Raw genomic sequence first — 16,128 nt, 5'->3', positions numbered from 1 at the left:
CGGCTCATTCTTTGTCGAGCTTGCCGACGAGGGACAAGGTGAAGTCCGCCCCCATGTATTTGAAATGCGGACGTACGCTCAAACTGACGCGGTACCAACCCGGCTCACCCTCGACATCGCTGACGACGATGCGCGCTGCGCGCAGCGGACGGCGCCCGCGTACCTCGGCACTGGGGTTTTCCTGATCCGCCACGTATTGGCGAATCCACTTGTTGAGTTCCAACTCCAGGTCGGTGCGCTCCTTCCACGAGCCCAGTTGTTCGCGCTGCAGGACCTTGAGGTAGTGGGCCAGGCGATTGACCACCATCATGTAAGGTAACTGGGTACCAAGCCGGTAGTTCAGCTCCGCTGCCTTGCCCTCTTCGCTGATGCCGAACGTCTTGGGTTTCTGCACGGAACTGGCGGAAAAGAAGGCAGCGTTGTCACTGCCCTTGCGCATGGTCAGGGCGATGAACCCTTCTTGCGCCAACTCGTATTCGCGTCGGTCTGAAACCAGTACCTCGGTAGGAATCTTGGTTTCAATCTCACCCATGCTCTGGAAATGATGCAGCGGCAAGTCCTCGACTGCCCCGCCACTCTGGGGGCCGATGATGTTCGGGCACCAGCGAAAGCGCGCGAAACTGTCGGTCAGGCGAGTGGCGAAAGCGTAGGCCGTATTGCCCCACAGGTAATGCTCGTGGCTGTTGACCACATTTTCCTGGTAGGCAAAGGTTTTGACCGGACACTCAAGGGGGTCGTACGGCGTGCGCAATAAAAAACGCGGCACGGTAAGGCCGATGTAGCGGGCATCTTCGCTCTGGCGAAAACTTTGCCACTTGGCAAACTGCGGGCCTTCGAAATGATCCCTGAGGTCCTTGAGGTCAGGTAGGCCGGTAAAACTTTCCAGACCAAAGAAACCTGGCCCGGCGGCCGCGATGAACGGCGCGTGAGCCATACCGGCAACGCTGGAAACGTATTGCATGAGTTTCACATCAGGCGCGCTGGGGGACAGGAAGTAATTGGCGATGATCGCCCCCACCGGCTGGCCGCCAAACTGGCCGTATTCAGCGCTGTAGATATGTTTGTAAAGCCCCGACTGGGTAACATCAGGGGAATCCTCGAAGTCGTCCAACAGGTCCTGCCGCGAGACATTCAGCAGCTCTATCTTGATGTTTTCGCGGAAATTGGTGCGCTCGACCAGCAGTTGCAGCCCTCGCCAGGCTGCCTCCAGTGCCTGGAAGTCCGGGTGGTGCAGGATCTCATCAACTTGCTGGCTGAGCTTGGCATCGATCTCGGCAATCATCCGGTCGACCAGACGCTTCTTGACCGGTTCTTCGCGGTTGTGAGGCTTGACCAATTCTTCGATAAACGCCGACACACCCCGCTTGGCGATGCTGTACGCCTCGTCATCGGCGCTCAGTAACGTCTGGGCAATGATATTGTCGAGAATGCTGCACTCGTCGGCGGCTTTGGGCAGAGGCAGCGTGTTGTACTGGGTAGTCGTCATGGTATCAGTGTCCTTTTACTGAATAGGTTCGGCATCAGGGCTGCTCAGCCCCAGTTCGGCCAGCACCCGCGCACGGGAGTCGTCATCGGCCAGCGCCTGCTCAATGGCTTTACGGAAGCTCGGGGTGTTGCCCAGCGGGCCCTTGAGCGCCACCAATGCCTCACGCAGCACCATCAGCTTTTGCAACTGCGGTATTTGCTCGACCAGGCTGGCGGGGTTGAAGTCCTTCATCGAGTTGATTCGCACCTGGACCGCCAACTCTTCAACCTCAGCGTCATCCTGAAGGCGATTGGGCACGCTCAATGTCAAGTTCAGGGCCTGTTTGGCCAACACCTCGTCGAAGCTGTTCTTGTCGATCCCGATAGGCTTGCGATCCTCAAGCTTGCGCGGGTCGTCGCGCTGGGAAAAATCCCCCAACACCAACAGTTTCAACGGCAGCTCGACGTCCTCCTGTGCACCACCCAGTGCGGGTTTGAAGGTGATATTGATACGTTCCTTGGGTGCTACCGAACCGTCTTTGGCCATGGTGTTTCTCCTTTTGATGTTTTTTATTCGAGTACTGCTTCCAGATCGAACTGGCACAACCGGCGATGCGTGGCGTCTTTGCTTTCGCGCACGGCGTGGCTTTGCGGCAACAGGTCATAGCAGCGGTACAGGAGCCGGCCGACTTGCAGGGCCAGTTCCGGCTCCCAGCGGTCCAGGCCCGCGCGCTGTAATTCGAGGTCCAGCTGTTCCAGTTGGATTCTGCCCAGGTCAGGCTTGCCCGCGCGCATGCACAACCTGGCCAGTGCCAGGCGCCAATGAAAGCGCGCGCGTTCACTGCCAGCGCTGTGCAAACCCTGCTTGAGCACGCCGACGGCAGCCTTGAGCCCGTCCTTGCGCAAGCTGGGCATGACCGTCTGCAAGGCGGCTTCCCAAGGTTCGCTGCCGCCATCGGCAACGGCATTGAAAGGCTCGGCTTTGTGCAGGTGGCGAACAACATGAAGTGTGATCCACTCACAGGTCGCCGGGCCCGCAAACGGCGTGCCGTCGTCGAAGCGCAATTCAGGCAGGTTCGGTAGACGTTGCAATAACAGCGCGAAGCTCGTTTCCAGCTCGGTCATGGCCAGGTTCGCGTGCAAGGCTTCAAGGCATTCCCAGAGCATGCGTAGCCCATCGAACCAGAACAATGCACCCGCCAGGCTGACCTCGAGCTCAAGCAACAGCTCGGCGTGATGGCCTTGGCTGAGACGATCCTGGTAACGTTTAAGCTTGTCGGGAGCCAGCGGGCGCAACGCCGTCACCCCCTCACTGTTGGCATCGGGATAATTGACCAGGCTCAGCCACGCCAAGGTGCGTCCCAAACGCAAGGCCCGCAGGTCGGTGGCATTCTGGCGCAACCACCAGGCACACAACGTACGGGCCTGTTCCTGTAAGGCGCGCAGCACTTTTTGGGCATCTTTTTCATTGTTGATCAGCAACTCAGGCTTGAGCGACTGCGTGAGCGCCTGCTTGACCTGGGTGATCACGCCCGCAGCGCCCGCTGACTGCGCGCCGTCTTGCGTGGCACGCGCCAGACGTTCCGCCAGTTGTCGCCGGATTGGCAACAACAGCGGGGCGTCGCTGCCAAGGCGCTCGTTCAATAGCTCATCAAGGCGCACGAGGTGTGCCTGCAACGCCTGGAACAAGGGCAATCGATCGACAAGCGACAGGTTCTGCGAGAAGAGCGGGGCCAGGCGCGTCACCAGCCAACCCAATGCGGCAACGCGGGTGCGCAGCTTGGTGGGATAAACCACCGCCCAGTGATGCTCACAGAGATAAACCAGCAAACCGAGGCCGGCCAGCAACCCCGGGAATGAATCACGTTGATGCAGTCCCCAGGTGAGCCACACAGCGAGGCGCAGGTCCTTGGATTGCTCACGCAACAGGCGCTCGCTGAATTCGCAGACCTGCTGCCAGTCCGGCAGGCTCGCGCCATGTATGGATTGCGCCTTGGCAACCTCGGCTTCCACGGTTTCAAACTCAGTCGAGAAGCGCACGTCATTGCCGGCAAAATCCCCTGGCGAACAAGGTTTCCGTGCAAGTTCCTGGTAATAAGCGCACAACTTTTCTGAATGAACCATTTTTGGGCTGCACACAACTATTAAGGCTGAATAGGCAAACTTGATACTGGGAAATGCGTAGCAGAGCTCCGCTTAACCCTCGTTCAACACACAACGAAGTGAACGAACCTTAGCCATCAAAAAAACAGTCAGCAAGCCACAGCCTCACACTTAAGGAATTTCCTACGAACCCTCTAAAATCAAGGCCTGCGCAGTAATTTGCGCACTTAATCAAGTTAAATAACCCGCGATCACCGCCAACTGCGCCTGATTACTCACTTCTCACCATGAGCAATTAACTGCGCACTTATGTGCAACTTAAAATACTAAAAATCCGCAAAATCACCCCCATATGAAACGCTTTAACTTCTCACACCTTGATTTCATTGACCCACGCACTTTCAGGCACGCTTTTTGTTAAAGGCATTTCACCCGACCGGCAACTTGACCGTTCGGGAGCACCTACTCAATCAGACAAGGAAACCCGTCATGCCAACACCCGCGTACCTCTCAGTTACCGGTGTCAAACAAGGTTTGATCACCGCAGGTACATTTACCCAGGACTCGGTAGGCAACATTTATCAGGAAGGCCACGAGGATCAGATTCTGGTGCAGGCATTTGCCCATCAGGTGATCATTCCCCGCGACCCGCAATCGGGCCAGCCTACCGGCCAGCGCGTGCATAAACCGCTGATGATCAGCAAGGTCTTCGACAAATCCTCGCCCCTGCTATTCAGCGCACTGACCTCGGGGGAAGAAGTGTCGTGCCGGTTGGAATGGTTTCGCACCTCTTCGGCAGGCACCCAGGAGCACTACTTCACCATTGAACTGGAAGGCGCGACGATCGTGGACATCCAGTCGCGCATGCCCAATTGCCAGGACCCGGACAACGCCCACTTCACCCATCTGGAGGACGTGTATTTCACCTATCGCAAGATCGTCTGGACCCATGAAGTAGCCGGCACTTCAGGCTCGGACGACTGGCGCAGTCCAGTAGCCGGCTAACCGCGGCGGTGGCGGGAACGGCCCAGGAAAGGTGCCGTTCCTGCTCGCGCTACACCATCGCCAGCAGGTGCTTGCGCTTGGGTGCGCCAAATACGCGGTCGATCGCGTCCAGGTCATGCTCGTCCAACACCAGCTTCGCAGCAGCGGCATTTTGCCGTATGTGGTCGGGCGTTACTGCCTTGGGGATGGCGATCACGCCTTCTTGACGCAAGACCCAGGCTAGAGAGACTTGCGCGGGGTGGCCTCATGACGATGGGCAATCTGCTTGAGCGTCGGGCTCGCCAACAGCTCGCCGCCCTGGGCAATCGGGCAGTAAGCCATCAAGGGCAGATGGTGCTGTTGCCACCATGGCAGCAGGTCGAACTCAATACCACGTTCTTCAATGTTGTAGAGCACCTGGTTGGTCGCACACGCGGGGGACGCCAGTTCCTGCAGGTCTGCCACATCAAAGTTGGAAACACCCCAACGGCCGATTTTGCCAGCTTCGCGCAGACGCTCGAACGCTTCGACAGTTTCTGCAAGGGGGTACTGGCCGCGCCAATGCAGAAGGTACAGATCGATGTAGTCGGTGCCCAGGCGCTGAAGACTGGCTTCGCAGGCGCGGGGCACGCCTTGGCTGCTGGCGTTGTGCGGATAGACCTTGCTCACCAGAAATACCCGGTCGCGGCCGCCCTTGATGGCCTCGCCGACCACCTCCTCCGCACCGCCTTCGCCGTACATTTCAGCGGTATCGATCAGGGTCAGGCCTTCGTCGATACCCAGCTGCAAGGCGGCTACTTCGGCGCGGCGCTGGTTTGGGTCTTCGCCCATGCGCCAGGTTCCCTGGCCGATGACAGGGACGGGAACACCGGCCAGATCGATAGTACGCATGACAACCTCCTGATGAGTTCGCGGATTAACAGTGTGGCATTGACCGGACAAAAGGGTTCAATCGCAGTATGGTTGGCCTCTGATCAATCGCCAGGAATCACCCGCAATGCTGTTTGTTGTGATGCTCGGGGGCAAGCACCCCAGGGCCCGGATCGAAGTACACGATGTGGCGTTTGCCGTGGCGGATACGCTACAGGCCACCTACCCGCAATTGCGCGACGCCTGGTTTGGCAGTCCCAAGGGCGTGCACATCGATTCGTGGATGGCGGTCGATGGTGTCGACGGTTGGAAGGTCGAGTTCAGCCAATTGGCGCCGCATGGCGATGCGCCTCGCTTGTATTTCATCAACCTCGGCGGCTATGAGGCCAACCGCTTCGGCGAGGCGCATCACTACCTGTTGCTGGTGGCGCGCGACAAACGCGAAGCGATGAGCAAGGGCAAGCAGCACCTGTTGCGCCACTGGTCCCAGGCTCACACCGACGCGGTAATGGATATCGACGATTGCCTGCCCATCGACCTGGTGGACGGCCGTTATGTGCACCTTGTACAAGGCCCGCACGCCCCCATCATCCAACAAAACGACTACATCGTTTTGGCCTGAACCCCGTGGGCCAGGCCGCTTCTGGTCCGCTCGGGCAAGTAGACGGAACTTTGCCAGGAAATAACCGCCTGAATCCGGTAGGCTCACCGTTTTTTTACTTAAGGAGTTATTTCCCATGGCCAAAGCCACCGCCCGCCACATCCTCGTTTCCACTGAAGACAAGTGCAACGAACTCAAGACCCAGATCGAAGGCGGCGCTGATTTCGCTGAAGTCGCCAAAGCCAACTCCAGCTGCCCGTCCAGCCGTCAAGGCGGCGACCTGGGTTCGTTCGGTCCCGGCCAGATGGTCAAGGAATTCGACAGCGTGGTGTTCAGCGCCCCAGTCAATACCGTACAAGGCCCGGTGAAAACCCAGTTCGGTTATCACCTGCTGGAAGTCACCAGCCGCCAGGACTGATTCAGTCTGTGCTGATGTTGTAGACAACGGCCCGCCATTTGGCGGGCCGTTGTGCATGTGGTGACTGACGACGTTTAAGCCGTTAACGTACAGCTCTCTATTCTTGTTCACCCGCGCTCAAGGCTGATAATGCGATTGGCTTTTCCCAGACTGTTCAGCATCACCCTGGTCGTGTTCCTGACCAGCAACGCCGTGATTGCGGCGCCACAAGCGTCCCTCACGGTGTATGGCGAGCCGGCCAAGTACCCCGACGGCTTCAGCCATTTCGACTATGCCAACCCCAATGCCCCCAAAGGCGGCAGCCTGCGCCGCTCCGCCCTGGAAATCGGGCGCTTTGACCATGTATTGCCGTATGTCGACAAAGGCATCGGTGTTTCCCAGATCGACGGCTGGGTTTATGCGCCTCTGGCCCAGCGCTCCCTGGACGAGCCCTACACGGTCTACGGCCTGGTCGCGCAAAAGATGGAACGCGCCGACGACGGCCTGTCGCTGCGGTTCTACCTCAACCCCAAGGCGCGATTTGCCGATGGCAAACCGATCACCGCCGAAGACGTGCGCTACAGCTTCGACTTGTTGATGACCCAAGGCAGCCTGCGTTTTCGCACGCTGTTCGCCGACGTCAAGCATGTCGAAGTCGAAAACGAGCGCCAGGTGCGTTTCGACTTCTCCAGCAATGAAAACCGCACCCTGCCCCTGGATCTCGCCACCCTGCCGGTGTTTCCCGAACATTGGTGGAAGAGCCGCGACTTCGCCAACGGCGGCGGCTATGAAGCGCCACTGGGCAGTGGCCCGTACAAGGTCAGCAAGATCGATTCCGGCAACACCATCACCTTTACCCGCGACCCCGATTGGTGGGGCAAGGACTTGCCGGTCAGCCGTGGCCTGTACAACTTCGATCACTTGAGCCTTGAGTATTTCGGCGACATCGAAGTGGCGCGCCAGGTGCTGCGCGGCGGTGCCTACGACTTCAATCGGGAGTTTTCCGCCACCGGCTACTCCATCGGTTATAACGGCCCGGCCCTTGACGATGGCCGCCTGCAACGCGCGCATCTGGCCAAGGGGATGCCGCAACCGGCCCAGGGCTATGTCTTCAATGTGCAAAACCCGATGTTCAAGGACCGCCGCGTGCGCCAGGCCCTCGCCATGCTATGGGATTTCGAATGGGCGAACCGGCAGATGATGCGCAACCTGTATATCCGCCAGCAGAGCTATTTCTCCAACAGCCCGCTCGCCGCCACCCAGTTACCAACCCAAGAGGAACTGGCGATCCTGGAACCGTTGCGCGGGCAGATTCCCGATGAGGTGTTCACCCAGGTGTTCAAGGCGCCCGTTACCGATGGCAGCGGCATGATCCGTGACAAACAGTTGCAGGCCCTGGCCCTGCTGGAAGAAGCGGGCTGGAAGCCTGAAGGCGACAAACTGGTCAACGCCGAGGGCGAGCCGTTAGAGTTCACCTTCCTCAACGCCCAGGCGGGCCTGGAACGTCTGCTGCTGCCGTACAAACGCAACCTGGCGCAGATCGGCATCACCTTGAATATCCGCCGCATCGACTCCTCCCAGTACGTCAACCGCTTGATGGCGCGGGACTACGACATGATCGTCACCGGTTTTCCGGTTACCACCTCGCCGGGCATGGAGCTGTACAATTTCTTCGGTTCCGCCGCTGCGTTCGACCCGGGCGCCAACAATTACATGGCGCTCCAGGACCCGGCCGTCGACCGCCTGATCAAGGGCCTGGTCAAGGCCGACACCCAGGCGCAGATGCTCACTTACGCCCACGCCCTGGACCGGGTGCTGCAGTGGAACTACCTGTGGATTCCCAACTACTACCCGCCCGGCACGTCCGCCGCGTGGTGGAACCGCTTCGGCCGCCCGGCCATCGAGGCGAAAAACGATGAAGCCCTGGAAACCTGGTGGGAAGTCAGCCCGACGCCGCTGACCAATGAGCAGATGCAAGCCGAGCTGAAAAAACGCGGGGATGCGCGCTGATGTTTGCCTATATCGTGCGGCGCCTGCTGCTGATCATCCCGACCCTGGTGATCATCCTGCTGGTGAATTTCGTGATCGTGCAGGCCGCGCCCGGAGGGCCGGTGGAACAAGCCATCGCCCATCTGCAAGGCATCGGCGGCGGCGGTGTGGGCGCCGGCGCAGGCGAAGGCATCAGCGGCTCGCGGGCCAGCCGTGGCCTGGACCCGAAGCTGATCAAGGACATCGAAAAGCAATACGGCTTCGACAAGCCTGCACCGGAACGCCTGTGGCTGATGCTCAAGAGCTACGCCCAACTGGACTTCGGCAACAGCTTCTTTCGCGGCTCGACGGTGATCGACCTGATCCTGGAAAAGATGCCGGTCACGATTTCCCTCGGCCTGTGGGCCACCTTGATCACTTACCTGGTGTCGATCCCCTTGGGCATCCGCAAGGCGGTGCGCCATGGCAGCAGCTTCGATGTGTGGAGCAGCACCGCCATCGTGATCGGCTATGCGATGCCGGCGTTCCTGTTCGCGATGTTTCTGATCGTGGTGTTTGCCGGCGGCACGTCGCTGAACTGGTTCCCGGTGCGCGGGCTGGTGTCGGAGAACTTCGAAACACTGAGCACCGTGGGCAAGATTGCCGACTACTTCTGGCACCTGGTATTGCCGGTCACGGCGCTGGTGATCGGCGGGTTCGCCACCTTGACCATCCTCACCAAAAACTCGTTCCTCAACGAAATCACCCGGCAGTACGTGGTCACCGCACGCGCCAAGGGCTTGAGCGAACGCCGCGTGCTGTACGGCCATGTGTTTCGCAACGCGATGTTGCTGGTGATTTCCGGGATTCCCCAGGCGTTCATCAGCGTATTCTTCGCCGGTTCCCTGCTGATCGAAGTGATCTTCTCCCTCGACGGCCTGGGCCGCATGAGCTATGAAGCGGCCGTCTCACGGGACTACCCGGTGGTGTTTGGTTCGTTGTTTATCTTCACCCTGTTCGGCCTCTTGATAAAACTCATCGGCGACCTCTGTTACACCCTGGTGGACCCGCGTATCGACTTCGCCGCGAGGAACGCCTGATGCTCAATCTATCGCCCGTGGCTCGTCGGCGTTTCGAGCGTTTCAAGAAAAACCGTCGCGGCTGGTGGTCGCTGTGGCTATTTATCGGGTTGTTTATCCTGACCCTCGGTGGCGAGTTGATCGCCAACGACAAGCCGCTGGTGCTCAGTTTCAAGCACGAGCTGTATTTCCCGGTATTCAAGCGCTACACCGAACAGCAGTTCGGCGGGCAGTTGCCGTTCCAGGCCGACTACCGCAGTGACTACGTGCAGAAGCTGATCAAGCAGGACGGCGGCTGGATGTGGTTCCCGCCGATCCCGTTCAGCGACGATACGCCCAACTACGAGCTGGCCCGCCCTGCCCCCAGCCCGCCGTCGACGGTGAACTGGCTGGGCACCGATGACCAATCGCGGGATGTGCTGGCGCGGGTGATCTTCGGCGCACGGGTGTCGATCCTGTTTGCCCTGGCGCTGACCGCGATCAGCGCCGCCATCGGCATCGCCGCCGGGGCGTTGCAGGGTTACTACGGCGGCTGGGTGGACTTGCTGGGGCAACGCATCCTCGAGGTGTGGTCGGGCCTGCCGGTGCTGTACCTGCTGATTATCCTGTCGGGCTTTGTCGAGCCGAATTTCTGGTGGTTGCTGGGCATCATGGCGCTGTTTTCCTGGCTGGCGCTGGTGGATGTGGTGCGCGCCGAGTTCCTGCGCGGGCGCAACCTGGAGTACGTCAAGGCCGCGCGCGCCCTGGGCCTGGGCGACGGCAAGATCATTGGCCGGCATATCCTGCCCAATGCCATGACTGCGACCTTGAGCTATTTGCCGTTCATCCTGACCGGGGCGATTTCGACCTTGAGCGCCCTGGATTTCCTCGGCTTCGGCATGCCGGCCGGCAGCGCGTCGCTGGGCGAGTTGATCGCCCAGGGCAAGCAAAACCTGCAAGCCCCATGGCTGGGCCTGACGGCGTTTTTCACCCTGGCGCTGATCCTGTCGCTGCTGGTGTTTATCGGCGAGGCGTTGCGTGATGCCTTCGACCCTCGCTCATGAGTGATTGCATATGAACCTGATCGAAATCCGTGACCTCAGCGTGGCGTTCAGCGGCCACACGGTGGTGCGCAATGTGAACCTGGACGTGCGCCCCGGCGAGTGCCTGGCGCTGGTGGGTGAGTCGGGCTCGGGCAAGTCGGTGACCGCCCATTCGATCCTGCAACTGCTGCCCGAAGCCGGCACGCTCAGCACCGGCTCGGTGAAGTATCGCGGCCAGGAGCTGATGGGCGCGTCGCCTAAGGCCCTGCAAAAGCTGCGCGGCAACCGCATTGCCATGATCTTCCAGGAGCCGATGACCTCGCTGAACCCGCTGCACACGATCGAAAAGCAGATCGGCGAGACGCTGCTGCTGCACAAGGGCCTGGGCGGCAAGGCGGCGCAGGCGCGTATCCTCGAGCTGCTCGACCTGGTGGGCATCCAGAAACCCCAGGAGCGGCTCAAGGCCTACCCCCATCAACTCTCCGGAGGCCAGCGCCAGCGGGTGATGATCGCCATGGCCCTGGCCTGCGAGCCGGAGTTGCTGATTGCCGACGAACCCACCACCGCGCTGGACGTGACCGTGCAGCGCAAGATCCTGCTGCTGCTCAAGTCGTTGCAGCAACGCCTGGGCATGTCACTGCTGCTGATCAGCCATGACCTCAACCTGGTGCGCAGCATCGCCCAGCGGGTGTGCGTGATGCGCGCCGGAGAGATCGTCGAGCAGGCCGACTGCCAGGCCTTGTTTGCCGCGCCGCAGCACCCCTACAGCCGCTTGCTGCTGGACGCCGAGCCCTCGGCTGAAGTGTTGTGCGGCGAAGAGCGCGAGACCGTATTGCAGGTGAACGACCTGAGCGTGCGGTTTGCTCTCGGCGGCGGGCTGCTGCGACCCAAGCGCTACCTGCAGGCGGTGGACGGTATCAGCCTCAGCGTGCAACGCGGCAAGACCTTGGGGATTGTCGGCGAGTCCGGCTCGGGCAAGTCGACCCTGGGCCAGGCGATCCTGCGCCTGCTCGATTCCACCGGCAGCATCCGCTTCCAGGGCGAGGCCCTCGACCCGCTCAACCACCGACAGATGCGCCCATGGCGCAAGCAGATGCAGGTGGTGTTCCAGGACCCGTATGGCAGCCTCAGCCCGCGCATGTCGGTGCAACAGATCATCAGCGAGGGCCTGGAAGTGCACGCCCCGTGCAACCTCGACGCGCGCGAAGCCCAGGTGATCCAGGTACTCAAGGACGTCGGCCTGGACCCCGCCAGTCGGCACCGTTACCCCCATGAGTTTTCCGGTGGCCAGCGCCAGCGCATCGCTATCGCCCGGGCGCTGGTGCTCAAGCCGGCGCTGATGCTGCTGGATGAGCCGACCTCGGCGCTGGACCGTACGGTGCAAAAACAAGTGGTGGCCTTGTTGCGCGAACTGCAGGAGAAATACGGCCTGACCTACCTGTTCATCAGCCATGACCTGGCGGTGGTGCGGGCGATGGCGCACGATATGATCGTGGTCAAGGACGGCAAAGTGGTAGAGCGCGGCCCCAGCCATGCCGTGTTCGAAGCGCCGCAGCATCCCTACACCAAGGAGCTGTTGGCTGCCGCGCACATCCCCTTGTAGAAGCGCGTTTATAGTGGCGAGCGGGCTCCCTCGCCACGCTTCACCTGCTGGACCATCAATCGGCGCTATGACTATGAACACCACCGAAAACCTCAAGGACTACCAACACGTTCGCGGCCTGGCCATTCAGTCGCTGTTCGAGATCATCGAGCAGTCCAGCGAAGGCACGGTGATCGTTGACCGTGATGCGAATATCGTCTGGATGAACGAGCGCTACGCCAAGCGTTTCGGCCTCAAGAGCGCCGAGCAGGCCATCGGCCAACCCTGCGAGCAGGTGATTTCCAACAGCCTGTTGCGCCAGGTGGTGCGCAACGACCGGCCGATTCTGCTGGATATCCAGGACACGCCCAAGGGCCCGCTGGTGGTGATGCGCCTGCCGATCCACGACGATGCGGGCGCGGTGATCGGTGCGATTGGCTTTGCGCTGTTCGATGAACTGCGCAACCTGTCGCCGCTGATCGAGCGCTACCTGAGCATGCAACAGGAACTGGCGTCCACGCGTTCGCTGTTGCGCTCGCGGCAAAGCAAATACAACTTCGCGCACTTTATCGGCACCAGCGCCGCCAGCCTTGAAGTCAAGCGCCGTGCGCGGCGCAGTGCCAGCGCCGAATCGCCGGTGCTGCTGCTGGGCGAAACCGGCACCGGCAAGGAATTGCTCGCCCAGGCTATCCATGGCGCATCGCCCCGAGCCCACAAGGCGTTCGTCAGCATCAACAGCGCGGCGATTCCCCACGACCTGCTCGAAGCCGAATTCTTCGGCACCGCCCCGGGCGCCTTCACCGGCGCCGACCGCAAGGGCCGTCCCGGCAAATTCCAGATCGCCCAGGGTGGCACGCTGTTCCTCGATGAAATCGGCGACATGCCGCTGCCGCTGCAAAGCAAGTTATTGCGGGTACTGCAGGAAAAGGAATTCGAACCGGTGGGGTCCAACGAAATGCTGCACAGCGATGTGCGGGTGATCGCGGCGACCTCCCTGGACCTGGAAGCGGCGATCAAGCGTGGCGAGTTCCGTGCGGACTTGTACTACCGCCTGAACGTGTTGCCGATCCAGGTGCCGCCGCTGGGTGAACGGCTGGAGGATATTCCGGCGCTGAGCGAAGCCATCCTCGAGGAACTGCGCAGCCAGCATGAACTGGACCGCGAAGCCCTGGCGCTGTTGGCGCAGCATGCCTGGCCGGGAAATATCCGTGAGCTGCGCAACGTGCTCGAGCGGGCGGCGTTGTTGAGCGATGACCTGGTGTTGAACGCCGGGGAGATTCGGGCTGCGATTGGCACGTTCAGGCCGGTGGCGCGTGGTGCGGTAGCCACGGCCGAGGGTGAGACGTTTGCGGCGGCGCGGGAGCGGTTTGATAGGCAAGTGATTACGGCGGCACTTGAGCGCTGCGAAGGGAATGTGGTGGAGGCGGCGAGAGGATTGGGACTGGGGCGCTCGACGCTGTACAAGAAGATGGTGGCCTTGGGGATTGCGCAGTCTCCAACATGAGACTCAAATCTCACTATGAAGACAAACCTTTGTGGGAGGGGGCTTGCTCCCGATGGCGGCGGATCAGCCAGTGGATATATAAGCTGACACACCGCTATCGGGAGCAAGCCCCCTCCCACATTTGATCGGTGGCGGTCTCTAAATTGAGACAAAGTCGAAAACCATCACAGACAAAATAGTTAATTTACTTATATTTCAATAAGTTAAAAACATGGCACACATCTCGCTATAGCCCTTCTCCAGCGTTTCACCCACAAAAATAACAATTGGAGACACACCATGAGTGTGATCATTGCCCTGGCAGCCCTGGCGCTGCTGATGTTGGCTGCCTACCGTGGCTATAGCGTTATCCTGTTTGCCCCGATCGCCGCCCTCGGCGCTGTTCTGCTGACTGACCCTTCCGCTGTCGCACCGGCCTTCACCGGGGTGTTCATGGAGAAAATGGTCGGTTTCATCAAGTTGTATTTCCCGGTGTTCCTGCTCGGGGCGGTGTTCGGCAAGCTGATCGAGTTGTCGGGGTTCTCGCGTTCTATCGTCGCCGCCGCCATTCGTTTGCTCGGCACGCGTCAGGCGATGCTGGTGATTGTGTTGGTCTGTGCCCTGCTCACTTACGGCGGCGTGTCGCTGTTCGTGGTGGTGTTTGCGGTGTACCCGTTTGCCGCGGAGATGTTCCGCCAGAGCGATATCCCCAAGCGCCTGATCCCGGCCACCATTGCCCTCGGTGCATTCTCGTTCACCATGGACGCCCTGCCCGGCACGCCGCAGATCCAGAACATCATCCCCAGCACCTTCTTCAACACCACCGCCTGGGCGGCGCCGTGGTTGGGGCTGATCGGTACGATCTTCGTGTTCTGCGCCGGCATGCTCTACCTGTCGCGCCAGCGCAACAAGGCCCAGCGCGCGGGTGAAGGCTATGGCACCGAGCTGCGCAACGAGCCGGAAACCGCCGAGAACCTGGCCCTGCCCAACCCATGGATCGCGCTGTCGCCGTTGATTCTGGTGGGGGTGATGAACCTGCTGTTCACCCACTGGATCCCGCAGTGGTACGGCAAGACCCACAGCCTCAGCCTGCCGGGCATGAGCGCCCCGGTGACTACCGAAATCGCCAAGCTCACCGCGATCTGGGCGGTGCAGGCGGCGTTGCTGGTGGGGATTATCGTGGTGCTGGTGTGCGGTTTTTCAGCGATCAAAAGCAAGCTGGCCGAGGGCAGCAAAAGTGCGGTCAGCGGCGCGCTGCTGGCAGCGATGAACACCGCTTCCGAATACGGGTTCGGTGCCGTGATCGCCTCGTTGCCGGGGTTCTTGGTATTGGCGGACTGGCTCAAGGGCATCCCCAACCCGCTGGTCAACGAAGCCATTACCGTGACCCTGCTGGCGGGGATCACCGGCTCCGCGTCCGGCGGCATGAGCATCGCCCTGGCCGCCATGTCCGAAAGCTTTATTTCAGCGGCCCATGCGGCCAATATCCCCCTTGAAGTGCTGCACCGGGTCGCGGCCATGGCCAGCGGCGGCATGGACACCCTGCCCCACAACGGCGCGGTGATCACCCTGCTGGCGGTGACCGGGCTGACCCACCGCGAAGCCTACAAGGATATTTTCGGCATCACGATCATCAAGACCCTCGCGGTGTTCGTGGTGATCGGTACGTTCTACGCCACCGGCATAGTGTGAGGTTTTCATGACGACATTGAACGGCAAGACCGCCCTGGTCACCGGCTCCACCAGCGGCATCGGCCTGGGCATTGCCCTGAGCCTGGCCAAGGCCGGCGCCAACCTGATCCTCAACGGCTTCGGCGATGCCAGCGGCGTGATCGCCCAGGTGCAGGCGTTTGGCGGCAAGGTCGGGCATCACCCGGCAGACGTCAGCGACCCGGCGCAGATCGCCGAAATGCTCGCGTATGCCGAGCGTGAGTTCGGGGGCGTCGACATACTGGTCAATAACGCCGGCATCCAGCATGTGGCGGCGGTGGAAGATTTTCCGGTGGAGCGCTGGGACTCGATCATCGCCATCAACCTGTCGTCGGTGTTCCACAGCACGCGCTTGAGCCTGCCGGGCATGAAGGCCAAGGGTTGGGGACGCATCGTCAATATCGCCTCGGTGCACGGCCAGGTGGGTTCGGTGGGCAAGGCGGCCTATGTGGCGGCCAAGCATGGGGTGATCGGCCTGACCAAGGTTGTGGGCCTGGAAACCGCGACCAGCAACGTGACGTGCAACGCGATTTGCCCGGGCTGGGTGCTGACGCCGCTGGTGCAGAAGCAGATCGACGATCGCGCGGCCAACGGGGTGAGCCCGCAGCAGGCGCAGCATGATCTGCTGGCGGAAAAACAGCCGTCGCTGGAGTTCGTGACACCGCCGCAGCTGGGTGAGCTGGTGCTGTTTTTATGCAGTGAGGCCGGTAGCCAGGTGCGTGGCGCGGCGTGGAATATTGATGGCGGTTGGTTGGCCCAATAACCACGGTCTACCGAACAGAAGATATCCAAATGTGGGAGGGGGCTTGCTCCCGATAGCGGTGGGTCAGTCAATGAATGTGCAAACTGAAACACCGCTATCGGG

General features: G+C 60.8%; 13 protein-coding genes and 1 pseudogene. 10 read left to right on the top strand and 4 right to left on the bottom strand.

The genetic code is table 11. The features are described from left to right. Positions 1-4: 4 nt before the first annotated feature. Genes tssC through tssA form a run of 3 tightly spaced genes read right to left on the bottom strand, consistent with a single transcriptional unit; the run spans position 5 to position 3,588 of the window. The gene (gene tssC / locus C4J93_RS12445) at positions 5-1,486 is read right to left on the bottom strand and encodes a type VI secretion system contractile sheath large subunit (RefSeq protein WP_124429471.1); all 1,482 of its coding nucleotides are present in this window, start codon (positions 1,484-1,486) and stop codon (positions 5-7) included. Positions 1,487-1,501: 15 nt separating this feature from the next. Then, positions 1,502-2,011, bottom strand: coding sequence for a type VI secretion system contractile sheath small subunit (gene tssB, locus C4J93_RS12440; protein ID WP_124429470.1), 510 nt, complete (start codon positions 2,009-2,011; stop codon positions 1,502-1,504). A 23-nt stretch (positions 2,012-2,034) separates the two neighbouring features. Then, entirely contained in the window at positions 2,035-3,588 is a 1,554-nt protein-coding gene (gene tssA / locus C4J93_RS12435; RefSeq protein WP_124429469.1) for a type VI secretion system protein TssA, read from the bottom strand. A 468-nt stretch (positions 3,589-4,056) separates the two neighbouring features. Here tssA and C4J93_RS12430 point away from each other — a divergent pair, with 468 nt between their 5' ends. Continuing rightward, complete coding sequence (locus C4J93_RS12430; protein WP_124362628.1) at positions 4,057-4,572, top strand: Hcp family type VI secretion system effector; 516 nt, start codon at positions 4,057-4,059, stop codon at positions 4,570-4,572. 49 nt (positions 4,573-4,621) lie between these two features. Here C4J93_RS12430 and C4J93_RS12425 read toward each other — a convergent pair. After that, positions 4,622-5,442, bottom strand: a pseudogene (locus C4J93_RS12425) (aldo/keto reductase). 106 nt (positions 5,443-5,548) lie between these two features. On the opposite strand from C4J93_RS12425, the gene C4J93_RS12420 reads away from it, so the two are divergent. The 9 genes from C4J93_RS12420 (at position 5,549) to C4J93_RS12380 (ending at position 16,026) form a co-directional block, all read left to right on the top strand. Further along, a complete protein-coding gene (locus C4J93_RS12420; protein ID WP_124429468.1) occupies positions 5,549-6,043 on the top strand; it encodes a DUF1543 domain-containing protein in 495 nt (164 codons plus the stop codon). A 115-nt stretch (positions 6,044-6,158) separates the two neighbouring features. Next, positions 6,159-6,440 (top strand): peptidylprolyl isomerase, encoded by a 282-nt coding sequence (locus C4J93_RS12415; protein ID WP_057722107.1) that lies wholly within the window; start codon positions 6,159-6,161, stop codon positions 6,438-6,440. A gap of 129 nt (positions 6,441-6,569) precedes the next feature. Next, a complete protein-coding gene (locus tag C4J93_RS12410) occupies positions 6,570-8,429 on the top strand; it encodes an extracellular solute-binding protein (RefSeq protein WP_124429467.1) in 1,860 nt (619 codons plus the stop codon). Continuing rightward, the gene (locus tag C4J93_RS12405; protein WP_124429466.1) at positions 8,429-9,487 is read left to right on the top strand and encodes a microcin C ABC transporter permease YejB; all 1,059 of its coding nucleotides are present in this window, start codon (positions 8,429-8,431) and stop codon (positions 9,485-9,487) included. The genes C4J93_RS12410 and C4J93_RS12405 overlap by 1 nt, the downstream gene beginning before the upstream one ends. Then, a complete protein-coding gene (locus C4J93_RS12400; protein ID WP_164484536.1) occupies positions 9,487-10,509 on the top strand; it encodes an ABC transporter permease in 1,023 nt (340 codons plus the stop codon). The genes C4J93_RS12405 and C4J93_RS12400 overlap by 1 nt, the downstream gene beginning before the upstream one ends. Positions 10,510-10,519: 10 nt before the next feature. Beyond that, positions 10,520-12,091 carry an ABC transporter ATP-binding protein gene (locus C4J93_RS12395; RefSeq protein ID WP_124429465.1) on the top strand — a complete coding sequence of 524 codons (1,572 nt, stop codon included), beginning with the start codon at positions 10,520-10,522 and terminating at the stop codon, positions 12,089-12,091. A 73-nt stretch (positions 12,092-12,164) separates the two neighbouring features. Further along, the gene (locus C4J93_RS12390) at positions 12,165-13,574 is read left to right on the top strand and encodes a sigma-54-dependent Fis family transcriptional regulator (protein ID WP_124429464.1); all 1,410 of its coding nucleotides are present in this window, start codon (positions 12,165-12,167) and stop codon (positions 13,572-13,574) included. Between the two features lie 279 nt (positions 13,575-13,853). Next, complete coding sequence (locus C4J93_RS12385) at positions 13,854-15,245, top strand: GntP family permease (protein ID WP_124407044.1); 1,392 nt, start codon at positions 13,854-13,856, stop codon at positions 15,243-15,245. Positions 15,246-15,252: 7 nt separating this feature from the next. Continuing rightward, complete coding sequence (locus C4J93_RS12380; RefSeq protein ID WP_124366834.1) at positions 15,253-16,026, top strand: 3-hydroxybutyrate dehydrogenase; 774 nt, start codon at positions 15,253-15,255, stop codon at positions 16,024-16,026. Positions 16,027-16,128: the final 102 nt, after the last annotated feature.

The sequence above is a fragment of the Pseudomonas sp. R2-37-08W genome, from assembly GCF_003851705.1.
Lineage (GTDB): Bacteria > Pseudomonadota > Gammaproteobacteria > Pseudomonadales > Pseudomonadaceae > Aquipseudomonas.
Note: the sequence above shows the minus strand (reverse complement) of the source record. Positions and strands in the feature narration are given on the sequence as shown.

Bases quoted from the DNA above. Each gene is read 5' to 3' on its own strand.
- tssC (WP_124429471.1), bottom strand. From the start codon at position 1,486: ATGACGACTACCCAGTACAACACGCTGCCTCTGCCCAAAGCCGCCGAC.
- C4J93_RS12400 (WP_164484536.1), top strand. From the start codon at position 9,487: ATGCTCAATCTATCGCCCGTGGCTCGTCGGCGTTTCGAGCGTTTCAAG.
- C4J93_RS12395 (WP_124429465.1), top strand. From the start codon at position 10,520: ATGAACCTGATCGAAATCCGTGACCTCAGCGTGGCGTTCAGCGGCCAC.
- C4J93_RS12385 (WP_124407044.1), top strand. From the start codon at position 13,854: ATGAGTGTGATCATTGCCCTGGCAGCCCTGGCGCTGCTGATGTTGGCT.
- tssB (WP_124429470.1), bottom strand. From the start codon at position 2,011: ATGGCCAAAGACGGTTCGGTAGCACCCAAGGAACGTATCAATATCACC.
- C4J93_RS12415 (WP_057722107.1), top strand. From the start codon at position 6,159: ATGGCCAAAGCCACCGCCCGCCACATCCTCGTTTCCACTGAAGACAAG.
- C4J93_RS12405 (WP_124429466.1), top strand. From the start codon at position 8,429: ATGTTTGCCTATATCGTGCGGCGCCTGCTGCTGATCATCCCGACCCTG.
- C4J93_RS12430 (WP_124362628.1), top strand. From the start codon at position 4,057: ATGCCAACACCCGCGTACCTCTCAGTTACCGGTGTCAAACAAGGTTTG.
- C4J93_RS12380 (WP_124366834.1), top strand. From the start codon at position 15,253: ATGACGACATTGAACGGCAAGACCGCCCTGGTCACCGGCTCCACCAGC.
- C4J93_RS12390 (WP_124429464.1), top strand. From the start codon at position 12,165: ATGAACACCACCGAAAACCTCAAGGACTACCAACACGTTCGCGGCCTG.
- C4J93_RS12410 (WP_124429467.1), top strand. From the start codon at position 6,570: ATGCGATTGGCTTTTCCCAGACTGTTCAGCATCACCCTGGTCGTGTTC.
- tssA (WP_124429469.1), bottom strand. From the start codon at position 3,588: ATGGTTCATTCAGAAAAGTTGTGCGCTTATTACCAGGAACTTGCACGG.
- C4J93_RS12420 (WP_124429468.1), top strand. From the start codon at position 5,549: ATGCTGTTTGTTGTGATGCTCGGGGGCAAGCACCCCAGGGCCCGGATC.